Genomic DNA, 12,995 nt, shown 5'->3' with positions numbered 1-12,995 from the left:
CACGCGCATGGCCTCACGCCGCCGCAAGACCCTTGTCGTCTGTCGCGTATGCCATGAGGACATCCATGCCGGACGTCCCACACGCAGATCACGATGAGCACTGGAGAGCCAGCTGCTACGGAAAGCGGGCACGGCTGGTTCGGAGGGGGGCCGTCGGAAAAGGACCAGGTCAACTGGCACCTCGTCGGCGGCCTACCCTACCGCACGTCCGGTTCGGGACGGCGGCTCGGGTTCCCCAGAGTTCGGGCGAACTGAAGGGTCTTCAGGATGAACTCCAGGCTCGTCGGGCTCTATGGGTGGTTCGGACCCTTGGGTTCGCGGGAACCGGCGGGATCGTGCTGTTCGGCGGTGGTTTCCAGGAGCTGTCGGGCGATGGTTGCGTATCGGATGGCGGTGGTGTCGTCGATCCCGAACACGGCGGCCAGGTGGAGGGGGTCGCCGTTGTGGGTGAGGGCTTCCTCGAGTTGCCGGTCGACCCGGAGCGCTTCCAGGGTGGCGGTGAGACCGCGGCAGCTCTCGGTCAGCCAGTTCTCGCTGACGGCCCGGGTGGTCATGGCGGTCTGCTGGTTGATGATCAGGTGCGGGTTGGCGGTGCCGGGCCAGCGGCGGCCGCGGTGCTGCAGCCAGGCCAGGAGCAGGGTGCGGGTCAGGTCGTCGAGCGGACGGGCTCGACCGGTGAGGGTCAGCCGCCGGTTGCCGAGGTCGACGTCATCAAGATGCAGTTCCCGGATGGTCTTGGGCCGGGCTGCGTGGACGGCGGCCAAGGCCAGAGCGAGACGGGCCGCAGGGGTGAGGGCGGCGGCCGTGGCTTGGTCGATCTCCTCGGGTCGCAGCGGCTGGATGAGAATCAGGGGGCGCTGGCCGTCGTGGACGCCTCGGGTCGGATCGCGGCGGTGACCTCACGCAAGTGCAGGTAGTCCTGTCCGGCCCAGTCCAGCAGCAGCGGGTGGACCCGGTTGAGGTTCATGCGGACGGTGTGTTCGTTGCGGGGCCGGCTGCGAGGTCCGCCCTTGCTGCGGGTGAGCAGCCAGTGCTCGACATCGGCGCCATCGGCGAGGGCAGGAGTTGCAGCCGTGCCCGCCTCAGGGCGGCGAAGGAAGAGATCCGGTCGTCGTTGAGGAGCCCGGCAAGGTCGAGGATCTGGGCGGTACGGGTGACGCTCAGGTCCCGGGAGTGCGAGGTCGCCGACAACCCGCTCCAGGCGATCAGGTCTCCGGCCTGGTGGTCGGCGAGCACGACGGCCAGCGCCCGGCCGGTCTCGATGACGATCCGGCTGGTCCAGCCGCGGGTCTCGGCGAGTTCGGCTGCGATGCGCCTGGTCTGCGACAGGGCGTCGTTGACGATGGTGGCGGCGACCCAATGCCGTGCGTCGAAATGCCGGGACTCACCGGGAGCACGCAGCTCCAGCTGCGTCCCGATAGCCGGGTCGAGGATCAGAGCGGATTCGGCCGCCGAAGTCTGAGGGCCGGGCCGGTGTTGCCGAGGCGGTTCATTCCGGCCAAGGACAGCTGCCAGCAGCCGGCAGGCTTGAAGTCCTCCAGGGCGAGTCTGCGTCCGCCGGTCGCGGTGAGGCTGGCCTGCAGCCAGCACAGCCGGCAGTACCCCTTCTTGACCGCGATGATCCGCTCGCAGCCTTCGCATTCGCGGGAGCGGTAACGGCGGACGAAGTCGTAGCAGGCCCGGCAGTAGGACTGCGATCCGTAGGAGAATCCCCAGGAAAGCAGCCCGGGCAGCTGCCGATCGGAGTGTCGGCGCGGATCCGTCCAGCCATCAGGCGGGCGGAAGGGAGCGTCGGTCACGGCGTTGCGGCGTAACCGGTGGCCCGGCCTCCCGGCAGATGGGGAGGAGCCCGTCTGTTCTCCGACGTCGCCCAGGCCGGGCCGGTCTTCGGCCTGGGCGATCTGGACCGGTTCGGCGATCAGTAGCTCCTCCACCCCGCAGCCCACCACGGCGCAGATGACGTCCAGGTCCTGGAGTTTGATGCTGGCCGGGCTACCCGACCACAGGCCGGACATCTTCCCGGCACTGATCACCAGGCCCGCCTCGGCGAGCATTCGCTGCAACTCGCTGGCCTTCCAGATACCGCGTTGAGCGGCGGCCAGCCGCAGGTTCCACTTCACGGGCTGAGCCCTTTCAAACGATCGGCCGCCCGCTGCTGCCCCGCGATCCAGGCGTCCTCGACATGCGTGGCATGGACGTGGATGTAATTCATGGTCGTGGCGACCCAGGCATGGCCGAGGGTCTCTTGGATCGCGACCAGATCCATCCCGCCCAGATAGAGCTGCGAGGCGCAGAAATGCCGCAAGACGTGCGGCGTCACCCGGTCCGGCCAGTCCGGCAGATGCGTCACCGCCGCCGCGGCCAGCGCGGCCCGCAATGTCTCATTGCCGACCCGGGCCGCACTCCCGTCGGCATCGCGACGCTCGGAACAAAACAGCGGGGCCCCATGCCGGGCGTGATCGTCATCGAAGCAGGACCACACGTCCTGGACGAACCAGCGCAACGTCGCCCCCGCATTGTTGATCAACGGCACCATGCGTTCACGGGGCCCGGACCCGCGGGCTCCTTTGCCCTTGCGGACATGCAGTTTCCCGAACCGGCCCAGCTCCCACTTCACGTCGTTCAGGTCGAGATGGCTGGCCTCGTTGACCCGCAGTCCGACCTCGGCCATCAGCCGGGGCGCCGCGTAATTACGGGCCGCCGGCCCGTACTTCCGGCAGGTCGCCAGCTCTTGGCGCCATCCGGCGAACAGCAACTCCACCTGCGCCGCCGAGGGCGGGATCCGTAACGCCGCCCGGCCAGCACCCCGAGGCCGGTTCATTTCATCGATCGGGCATTCCACGACTCGGCCGGTCAGTTGATGGATCTCGATCTTGTGGCGGATCTCCAAGAACAGAAAGTACGTGCGGAGTGCCTGCGAACGGGCCAGCCGGGTGCCCTTGGCCGCCGCCCGCAATACCTTCGCGAAGTATCGGTCGGCGTCAGCGGGCTCCATCTCCCACAACGGCCGACCGAACCACGCCCTCACCTGCTCCAGGTGCAGCACGTCCGAGCGGATCGTCGCATCCGCCATGCCCGCCGCCGCCCGGGCCAGCACGAACCCGGCCAGCACATCGGTCTCGAACGCCGCCAGCACCTGCGGCCCTGCCGGGGCACGCACCTCACCCGGATCCCGCACGACCGCCAGGCTCAACCGGGCCCCCTCGTCTTCACCGATCCAGCAAGACCGGCAACCCAGACGATAGGACCTCAGGAATCCCGAGATCTCTTCAGAGGACAAAACCAGCATGACTCGGACAAGAACCCCCTGCTCCAGGAGCTCGACAGGCTGGAGCAACCCCAGGGAACTCAGAGGTTATTTATTAGGAAACGGACCGGTGGCAACACCGATACCGCGCTCCGAGCCGACCGCACAGGCTCACCCCACCGATATCCCCGAGTGCTCATCGGCTGCCCGAACCGATGGCCTGCAAGGCTCGTTCACTGGCCCGTGTGTCGGGGTGCTCGGGTCCGAAGATGCGCAGTCGGTCGGCGTAGGTCACGGCGGCCAGGGGCTCGGCCTCAGCGAATCGACCTTGCTTGAGAAGTAGGAACGCTATCTCGTACCGGGTCACCAGGGTACGTGGGTGATCTTTCCCCAGAATCCGGTCCTGATCGGCGTAGACGTCCCGGAGGGCTGCCTCGGCCTCACCGTATAGCTGCCTGCGGGCCATGCTCCACGCGATGGCGTACCGCGCGGCCAGGGTGCCGGGGTGGTCGGGCCCGAGGATACGTCGCCGGTCGCGGAGGACCTCCTTGAACAGGGCTTCGGCCTGAGCGGCATCACCCCGCTCGACCATCATTCGCGCGAGCTCATGACGGGTGCTGATCGTGTCGGGATGGTCGGCACCCAGAATCCGGAGACGATCCTCGTAGATCTTCCGAAACCGGGACTCGGCCTCCTCGAACCGTCCCTGCGACGCGATCGCCCGCGTCGCATCGTGACGAGTGCTGATCGTGTCGGGATGCTCGGCGCCCAGAATCCGTACCTGTTCAGCGAGGATGTCGTTAAGTAGCCGTTCCGCGTCGACCGACCGTCCCCGCATGGCGATGGTCCAGGCGATGTTGTGGCGGACGGTGAGAGTTTCGGGATGGTCGGGGCCGAAGATCCGCACGTGATCTTCCAGCAGTGCGCGGTAGCGCGCCTCGGCCTCGACCAGGTGCCCGTGCGCGGCCAGCGCCCATGCGATGTTGCCGCGCGTGGCGAGAACGGCTGGCGCGTCGGCACCCAGAAGGCGGACCTGGTCCGCCAGCAACTCCTCAAGCGTCTGCTGTACGGCGTGATGCCTGCCGTGCACTCGCTCCACATCGGCGATGCGATAACGCAGGGCCAGCCGCTGCGGGTGGTTGTCGCTGAGAAGGGACGTCCGCTCGAACGCCGCTCGGACGAGAACCTCGCTTTCCCGATTCTGGCCCGACCGGGTCAGCATCGCGCCGACCAGGTCAGCCGCCTTGGCGAGCGCGACGAGACCCTCCTCGTCGAAAGGCACGGTACGCGCAGCCAACAAGTCGCGCAGGTGGGGGAGGAGACCCAGCCACGATGGCCAGGATCCGGGATCGTCGGTACGGAGCCCGTCCGCCGCCCCGCACAACAGCACCGCCGCGGCCCGGGTGATCTCCGGGGCGAGGTCCAAACGGCAGGCATAGGCGACGAGCGGATGCACCACGACCGAGCCTCGGCCGTGGCTATCCACGAGGCCGGTTGCCAGCAGAGCGTCGAGGCCGACCCGGACGGCGTTCGGGTCACCGGGATCACACAGGCGCGTAAGCACCTCCAGCTTGAGCAGATCCCTCGGTACGTCCACCGAGGGCGCGAAGCACGCCAGCACCCGGAGCAGCGGCCGCGCCTGCGGAATCCCCCGGCCTGCCAAAGCGTCCAGAGAAACCTTCCAGGTTGCCACGACACGGGTGCCCATCAACTGGAGGAAGGGCACGGGCAAGGCCTGCCTATACTCCGCAAACGAGGACGGCTGCGCGAATGGCGAGGCCAGGAAGGCACCGGCTTGGCGCAGCCCGAGCGGCAGACCGCCCAGCGTGTCGGCGAGAAGGACTGCTTCGTCGCGGGTTCCGGCGTCCGGCGCGAGATCCAGAAGCACTTGGGCACCATCGTCAGCGCTCAACGACCCGAGCTTCACCACCCGCCCGAATCTGCCCCAGGCTTCCTGATCCGAGATACGGCTGGTGACGATGATCAGCCCCGAGGAGGACGGTCGCAGCCACCCGGTTCCGTCACGCGCTTCGGCACCGCCGATGGTCAGCGCGTCGATGTCGTCGGCGTTGTCTACGAAGAGCACCCAGTCCGACCAGGACTCCAGGCACGACCAAACCAGATCGGCAGGACTCGTACGGCCGGCCCTGGCCGCCTCTATCTCCCCACGAGTGATCCCCAGCGCCACGGCGAGTTCCAGAAACCCGTCGGTGAGCGTCAGCGCGTCGACCGCGGAAAGCCACCACACGCTCCGGCCGGCATCGAGGAGTTCCTCGGCGAAGGCCAGCGCGGCCGTCGTCTTACCCACCCCGCCCATTCCCGTGACCACCAGGAACCGGCCGTCCCGCTGGGCCAGGACCTGCCGGAAATCGTGCATCAGCTCCTGCCTGCCCCTGACCTCGGGAAGCCGGCCGATCGGCGCGGCCAGCACGGCCGGCAGCCGCACCGTCCCCGGGGCGGCAGGCCCCTGGTCTCCGGGCGATACGCGGGGCAACCTCGGTGTCCTGCGCAGCTGAATGATCGCGACGATGACCGCGGCGGCACCCGCGATCGTTCCCACCAGAGAGAGCGCGATTTCCACACGGCCGACATTACGGACCCTCATCGGGTCGGAGAATCCCAAACATCGAAATCTATCAGCGGCGTGTCGGGTCCGAAACCCAGATTCGGGGTTGTGACCTGCGATGTTGTCGCACCATCAGAATGGTCTGTCTGGCAGGATCGCGACTCGTGTTTGTCTGGCTGCTCTATCTCTCACTGGTTCGGCTCGGCCAGTTCTTGCTGTTGCGACTGCGGACCGACAGTGTCGCCGGGGATGCGTCCATCACGGCCGCGCAGTACGCTTTCCCCCGCCCCGGTGGATGTCCGGTGATGTCGGTCAACGACAGCCGATCGTCCGCCGGTGTGTAATTCTGGCTGGCATGGAAGGGTCACAACCCCTTGAATCATGGGTGAGGCGCTTTGCCGCGCAGCGGCCCCAGCAGATCCTCGATCCGAAGATCGATCTGGAAATGGCCGACCTGCTCGCCGCCCTCCCCGCCGATGAGATCGAAGATCGGTTGAAGGCGGGCTGGTTCTACTGGTGCCGGTTGGCGGTGCTGCCTGAGGACCGCAGGCAGGAAGACCTGCAGGCCGCCGCTGCGGTGCTGGCCCCGGTGTTCCAGATGTGCCCGGAGCGAATCCCCCAATTCATCGCTGACTTCTTCTCCCAGACAACCCAGGCCACGTACGACGCTCCCGTCCAGGCTCATGACCACGCGATGGCACTGTTGCCGATCGCCCGCCGCACCGGCAGCGGGGCGCTCCTGACGAGGTGCGTGACGATGCTGGAGGACGCCGTCGGCAGGGCTCCCCGCGACGAACCGGACCTTCCGGAGATGACATCCAACCTCGGCATGGCGCTGTACACCAGGTACGGCGAAGATGGCCGGGAGGAGGATCTGGCTCGCTCTGTCGAGGCGGCTCGGTCCGCCCTGGAGCTGACTGCGCCGAATTCCCCGAATCTGCCGCTGAGATGGTCCGTTCTCGGCGTGGCCCTGTGTGAGAGCGCCAAGCGGACCGGGGACGCCGCCGCTCTCGAAGAGGCGGTCCAAGCCGGCCACACGGCGGCCGAACTCGCGCGCTTTCATCCCCGGCGGGCGAGCGTTCTGATGAATCTCACCTCAGCGCTGCTGGTCTCGTACGAGGCCGGCAGCCGGCGCGCCGAGTTGGAGCATGCGCTGACGCTCGCGGAGGAGGCCGTGGAGCTGGATTCCGCAGCCGGCCGCGAGGACCCCGGCCGGATCGCCAACCTGGCCCTGGCGATGCGGCACCGCTTCAAACTCACCGACCAGCAAGACGATCTGGACCGGGCGGTCGAGCTGGCACGGCGCTCCGCCCAGCTCACGGCAGGTCCGGACATGCTCGCCAATCTGGGCAGCATCCTCAGGACCCGCTACGCCCGTACCCATCGCCCGGAGGACATCGTCGAAGCGGTGGAGGCGGGGCAGGCCGCCGTGGCAGGCACTCCGGCGCACCATCCCGACCTCAGCGTCCGGCTGTCCCAGCTCAGCCTCTCCTTCGGCCAGTTTGCCGGCCTCGTCGAGTCCGACAGCCTGCTCGACGAGTCCGTAGACCTCGCCCGGCAGGCCGTCGACGTGCTGCCCATCGATCACCCGGAAGAAGCCGCGCGCGAGGCCATCCTCGGCGTCGCCCTACAGGCACGCTACGGCCGTCGCGGTGGGTTCCAAGACATCGACCATGCCATCTCCCTGTTCCGCCACGCGCTCACCCGCATGGCAGAAAGCGACCTGAACCGGCCGACCTGCACGGCGAACCTGGGCGCGGCGCTGCTCATCCGCTTCGAAGCGACGGGCGAACTGCGCGATCTCAACGAGGCCATCGAACTCGACCAGACCGCCATCGCCGCCACCCCCGCAGGTCACCCCGAACGGCCGGGCCGGTTGTCGAATCTCGGTCTGGCCCTGACCGAACGCCACGACCAGACAGGCCACGGCGATGACCTGACAGCGGCGGCCACGGCCATCAGATCGGCGGTCAACGAGATCTCCGAAGACCATCCGGAGCGCGCAGGCTACCTCGCCAACCTGGCGGGCGCGCTGCGCGGGGTGGCCGAGCGGACACGGCTGCGGACCGACATCGACGAGGTCGTGGACATCGCGCGGGCCGCCGTCCGGCACGGGGGATCGGCCGGCCCTGTGGCCCTTGCCAACCTCAGTGCTGCCCTGGTCATGCGCTATTCCTTCACTGGAGACCAGGACAGCCTCGATGCCGCGGTGGACGGTCTCCGCCAAGCGGTGGCAGCCGAGCCGCACGGGTCCCCCGCCCATTCCCTCTACTTGACCAACCATGCCGGACTGCTGCTGCTCCGCTGGGACCGGCCAGCCGGTCCCAAACCCGACAGGCAGGACCTCGACGAGGCTCTCGACGCCGCCCGCCGCTCGGTCGCGGCCACCTCGGACGCTCTGCCGGACCGGGCCCGGCGCCTCATCCACCTAGGCATCGCCCTGCACCGCGCCGCGACCTCCGCAGAGCACCTCGCCGAAGCGCAGAACACGCTGCGAGAGGCCGCCAATTCGTGGTCCGCGACGCCCCGAATCCGAATCCGGGCCGCAGCCGAATGGGCCGATGCCGCTGTCACCGCCGAGAACATGAAGTCGGCACACGAGGCCCTCTCGCTGGCGGTGAATCTGCTCGGCCGACTCACCCCGCGCCGGCTCAACCGCTCCGACCAGGAGTTCGAGCTCTCCCACCTCCCCGGCCTCGCCTCCGATGCCGCAGCGTGCGCTCTGCGTGCCGCCGGGCCGGAGGCGGCGCTCACTGTACTCGAACAAGGCCGTGGCGTGCTGCTCCAGCAGGCACTGGAAACCCGCACGGACCTTACGAGCCTCGCCGCCCACGCGCCCGAGATGGCCGAGCGCTTCGAACGGCTTTGCGTGATGCTGGATGCGAGACCGGAAAACGCCGGGCCCCCCATCGGTCCGGATCAGGCCCGCATCCACCCGTCGGGGCGCCAGGCACTCGCGATGGAACTGGAAGACCTGGTCGAGCGGATTCGCGCGGACCCGAGATTCACACGCTTCCTGCTGCCGCCGCGCGGCCGCGAGCTGCTCGTGGCCGCCCGCGACGGCCCGGTCGTCCTCGTCAACGTCAGCCGATACGGATGCGACGCCCTGATTCTTACCACCTCGGGGGTTGAGTCGGTGCCGCTTCCCGGCGTCACCCCCGATATCGTGCACGAACAGGCAGTCGGCTTCGTCGAGGCGCTGGAGGAGATCCAAAACCGCGAACACACCCGGACCAGGGCGGAGTGCGAGTCAGCCCTCAGCACGACCCTCGCCTGGCTGTGGGACGCCATCGCGGGGCCGGTCTTCGACCACCTCGGCTCGGGAAGGGGGCCCGCCCCCACCCGGATATGGTGGTGCCCGACCGGCCTGCTGTCCCTGCTGCCCCTGCACGCCGCGGGACATTACGGCGACACCGGGGTGGAGGGTGGGCGCTCCGCGCTGAATAGGGCCGTCTCGTCCTATACGGCGACCGTCAGAGCTCTACTGCACACGCGAGACAGGCGGCGACGCACCCGGGAGCACTCCCCGCCTCACGGACTGGCGGTCTCCATGCCCCGCACGCCACAGGAGCGGGACCTTCCCGCAGCACACAAGGAGGTGGCGGTCTTCAATCGCGCCATGAGCGGCCGGGTCACGACGCTGACCGGCGAGGACGCGCTCCGCGCGACTGTCCTGGCCGCCGTTTCGAAACACCCCTGGGCGCACTTCGCCTGCCATGCGCACATCGATCTGGACGATCCCTCGATGAGCCGACTGCTCGTCCACGACCATCTTCTCGCACCACTGACCGTGGCGGATCTGTACAGGCTGCGGCTGGACGAGGCGGAGCTGGCGTTCCTGTCGGCGTGCGGGACCGCGCGAGGAGCACCCGGGCTCGCAGACGAGGCGATCCACGTCATGTCGGGCTTCCAGCTGGCGGGTTACGACCATGTCATCGGTACCCTGTGGCCGGTCCCCGACCGAATATCACTCCGGGTCGCCAGCTACCTGTACGAATCCCTGGAAAGAAGCGCATACGACGTCGACATGTGCGCCACCGCCCTGCACGAAGCCGTGGTACGGCTGTCGCGCGCGTGGCCCGACCATCCGTCGATGTGGGCCGCCCACTTGCACACAGGCCGGTGACAGACTCGGGTGCCCACAGGACGAACTGTGCGCGTGCCGAAAATTCATCCGTGCAGGTCAAGCTGCATGTTGCGATGAGCCTGCGATGTCGCAGCGACTCCATACTTTGGCGAATGATCAAATGCGCAACGCGGACGGACGACTGCGAAGCTCGCAACCTCTTCGCTTACTTGCCTGCTTCGCGCTACTCCGCTACACCGACATGGCCCTGTCGGGTCCGAAAATCCGATTCGGGGCTGTGACCTGCGATGTTGTCACACGATCAGGATGGCTCGTCTAGCAGGATCGCGACTCGTGTTCGTCTCGCTGCTCTACCTCTCGCTGGTTCAGCTCGGCCAGTTCTTGCTGCTGCGGCTACGTACCGGCACCAGTAAGGACGTCGAGATACTCGTCCTTCGCCATCAGCTTGCCGTCCTGCGCCGCCAGACCGGTCCGATGCGGCCCTCGCCTGCGGACCGGGCGCTGCTGGCGGTGCTGTCGCGGCTGCTGCCCCGGATCCGGTGGCCGGCGTTCGTGGTCACCCCGGCCACGCTGTTGCGCTGGCACCGCGACATGGTCCGGCGAAAGTGGACCTACCCGCAGCGCCGGCCGGGCCGTCCACCGATCTCCAACGAGATTCGCGCGCTCATCCTGCGTCTGGCGGCCGAGAATCCGACGTGGGGGCATCGGCGTGTTCATGGGGAGTTGGTCGGCCTGGGCTACAAACTGGCTCCCAGCACCGTATGGCTCATCTTGAAGAAGGCCGGTGTCGATCCGGCACCGCGCCGATCCGGGCCGACGTGGAAGCAGTTCCTCACCGCGCAGGCCAAGACCATGCTGGCCTGCGACTTCTTCACCGTCGACACCATATTCCTGAAACGCGTCTACGTGCTGTTCGTGATCGAGGTCGCCACCCGGCGAGTACACCTCGTCGGGGTAACGGCGCACCCGACCGGGGCATGGATGGTCCAGCGGGTCCGCAACCTGCTGCTGGACGCCGACGGCTGGATCGGCCAGATGACGTTCCTGCTCCGCGACCGGGACAGCAAATTCGTCGCCGACTTCGATACGGTGTTCGCCTCGATCGGGATAAGAGTCCTGCAGACTTCTCCACGGGCGCCGGTCGCGAATTGTTATGCCGAGCGCTGGGTAGGCACGGTACGCCGCGAGTGCACCGACCGCATGCTCATCTTCAACGAACGACACCTGCGGACAGTCCTCGCCGAGTACATCCAGCACTACAACTGGCACCGGCCGCACCGATCCCTGCACCAACGCCCGCCGGACCCCGAGCCCTGAGGCGATCAGCTTCGAGCAGGGACGCGTCACCCGACGCACGGTCCTCGGCGGGCTGATCAACGAATACTCCCAGGTCGCATAGCCAAATCCGAGTATTCGAGCCCCACAGGGGCGAGCCTCGTTTCGAGCGGGCAGAAGACAAGATCAATACGCTCGGGCAGGTAATTGCTGAAGATGGCGAAATATCTGGATCCGTGTAGATCTATTCATAGAGAATGTACTGATCGATGTCCGCTCCAGCTCCGGACGCGGCCAGCCATTCTATTATCTTCGGGTCCATTGAGATGCCTTTTTCGAATACGTTCTCTGGATCGCGGAATTCTTGAACGATCATCAAGGTGGCCTCCCAGCATCCCTCGGCCACCAGTTTTCGGATGGCCTCGGCCGTGGGCAGGCCCCAGGAGGCCAATTCGTGGAAGGCGTCATCCGGACTTCCGGCGATTCTCTGTGGCCCGATCCTTGCCGTCCACTGGCTGAACTTATAAGGATTTCCGGTTCTGGGCGACATCTCCCCGGCTTTCTCCGTTTTCTCCGGGACGACGTCGGTGGCAAGCGACACCTCGTCCGGATCTCCGGAGTCGCTGACCAGACGAAGAGATATTCGAAACACGGTAGTTCAGTCCCACCTGTAATCGGTCTGAATTCTCGCCTTGCCATCCTTACTGAGCCAATAATAGCCGTCCGATCCATGATACACATCGAAACGCGCAATCTTGGCACCTCGTCCGAGTTCGTCTTCCTTCAGTTCGTGCGGATTGGTTCCGTACTTTTCGTCAAGCTCCTTTTCGAGGCGCCTTTCCTTGACCTTCTTGAAGGATACATTATCGTCATCGTCTTCGTCGGTCTGACGTTGGTCGAGGTCTTCGGTAGCGTTCGTCTCGCTTTCTTCGGCCTCCTCCGCCACATCCAATATGCCATCGCCATTATCGTCGGCATCGACCGAGTTCGGGGCACCGTCTCCATCAGTGTCATAGTGAGTGCGGGTGCCGTCGCATGGAGTGAGCAGGACGAGGGGGCACTCGTTTCGGCAAAGCCCCCAGGGCCTCCGATTTCTGGGGGGAACAGGATGCCGGGGCCGAATCCGCCGAAGCCTCCGCCGACGACGACGTACGGCGGCAAGTCTTCCGGGATTTCGGGGAGAGTGCCGGGACAGCCGAGGCACCATTCGCCCTGGTCCTGGGGGGGGCCGGGGGGAGGATCTCATCGGTCCGGCCGAGGGGTTCTGGGTTGGTGGTGCAGATGAAGGTGCCGGGGTCGGTTGTCCAGGTGCATTCGGGACGGATGTCATCCGGGATGTCGATGTCGTCCAGGAAGCCCGGCCAGGCCGCCGACAGCCCACACCTTCGCGCCGTCTTGGCGGGCATCAAGGTCCGGCTGCCGTGGGCCGCCCGCGGCCGCCGGCGAATGCCTTCGTGACCCGCACTCCAACGCTGGTCAGGACAGGCTGGGCTCACGTGGACGTCACTGTCCAGCGCCGCAGGAGCGGGCTACGCTATCAACTAGAACCCCCGTACTGTCATTTCGCTATCAACTACGGGTGCGCACTATCAACTTGAGGCGCGCCAGACAACACTGTCTGGCGCCAGGCTTTATGTCAGTAGCCGAGGCTGTGACCAGGCCACTGACAGATAACCGTCCGTAGCCACGTGCCGGTAACCATTCACACCTCCTGATCTTGGTGTCGCCGGTTTGATCGTCTCGCCGGAGTCCGGCATGATCGCTGTTCGTGATCGAGGAATCCGCGTCTTCGAGCGCGCCCTCGATGGAGGAGTTCGCGC

General features: G+C 66.8%; 9 protein-coding genes. 2 read left to right on the top strand and 7 right to left on the bottom strand.

The window, feature by feature from the left end:
• Nucleotides 1-290: 290 nt before the first annotated feature.
• The 5 genes from ABGB08_RS53400 to fxsT all read right to left on the bottom strand — a co-directional run bounded on the left by ABGB08_RS53400 (nt 291) and on the right by fxsT (nt 5,828).
• A complete protein-coding gene (locus ABGB08_RS53400) occupies nt 291-764 on the bottom strand; it encodes a hypothetical protein (RefSeq protein WP_347607882.1) in 474 nt (157 codons plus the stop codon).
• 199 nt (nt 765-963) lie between these two features.
• On the bottom strand, nt 964-1,236 hold the full coding sequence (locus tag ABGB08_RS53395) for a hypothetical protein (protein ID WP_347607879.1): 273 nt from the start codon (nt 1,234-1,236) through the stop codon (nt 964-966).
• 197 nt (nt 1,237-1,433) lie between these two features.
• Entirely contained in the window at nt 1,434-2,120 is a 687-nt protein-coding gene (locus ABGB08_RS53390) for a helix-turn-helix transcriptional regulator (protein ID WP_347607876.1), read from the bottom strand.
• Entirely contained in the window at nt 2,117-3,193 is a 1,077-nt protein-coding gene (locus ABGB08_RS53385; protein WP_347607873.1) for a site-specific integrase, read from the bottom strand. The genes ABGB08_RS53390 and ABGB08_RS53385 overlap by 4 nt, the downstream gene beginning before the upstream one ends.
• 250 nt (nt 3,194-3,443) lie before the next feature.
• Nucleotides 3,444-5,828: an FxSxx-COOH system tetratricopeptide repeat protein gene (gene fxsT, locus ABGB08_RS53380; protein WP_347607870.1), complete on the bottom strand. Its 2,385-nt coding sequence runs from the start codon at nt 5,826-5,828 to the stop codon at nt 3,444-3,446.
• A 370-nt stretch (nt 5,829-6,198) separates the two neighbouring features.
• Here fxsT and ABGB08_RS53375 point away from each other — a divergent pair, with 370 nt between their 5' ends.
• Together ABGB08_RS53375 and ABGB08_RS53370 are read left to right on the top strand one after the other, a co-directional pair.
• Nucleotides 6,199-9,939: a CHAT domain-containing protein gene (locus tag ABGB08_RS53375; protein ID WP_347607867.1), complete on the top strand. Its 3,741-nt coding sequence runs from the start codon at nt 6,199-6,201 to the stop codon at nt 9,937-9,939.
• A 294-nt stretch (nt 9,940-10,233) separates the two neighbouring features.
• Nucleotides 10,234-11,217, top strand: a complete 984-nt coding sequence (locus tag ABGB08_RS53370) for an integrase core domain-containing protein (protein WP_347607864.1) — start codon at nt 10,234-10,236, stop codon at nt 11,215-11,217.
• 202 nt (nt 11,218-11,419) lie between these two features.
• Here the strand turns inward: ABGB08_RS53370 and ABGB08_RS53365 are convergent, their stop codons facing one another.
• Nucleotides 11,420-11,827, bottom strand: a complete 408-nt coding sequence (locus ABGB08_RS53365) for a DUF4279 domain-containing protein (protein ID WP_347607861.1) — start codon at nt 11,825-11,827, stop codon at nt 11,420-11,422.
• A 6-nt stretch (nt 11,828-11,833) separates the two neighbouring features.
• The gene (locus tag ABGB08_RS53360) at nt 11,834-12,121 is read right to left on the bottom strand and encodes a hypothetical protein (protein WP_347607858.1); all 288 of its coding nucleotides are present in this window, start codon (nt 12,119-12,121) and stop codon (nt 11,834-11,836) included.
• Nucleotides 12,122-12,995 lie beyond the last annotated feature (874 nt).

The sequence above is a fragment of the Acrocarpospora sp. B8E8 genome (assembly GCF_039871605.1).
In the GTDB taxonomy this organism is placed as follows: domain Bacteria; phylum Actinomycetota; class Actinomycetes; order Streptosporangiales; family Streptosporangiaceae; genus Acrocarpospora; species Acrocarpospora macrocephala.
Note: the sequence above shows the minus strand (reverse complement) of the source record. Positions and strands in the feature narration are given on the sequence as shown.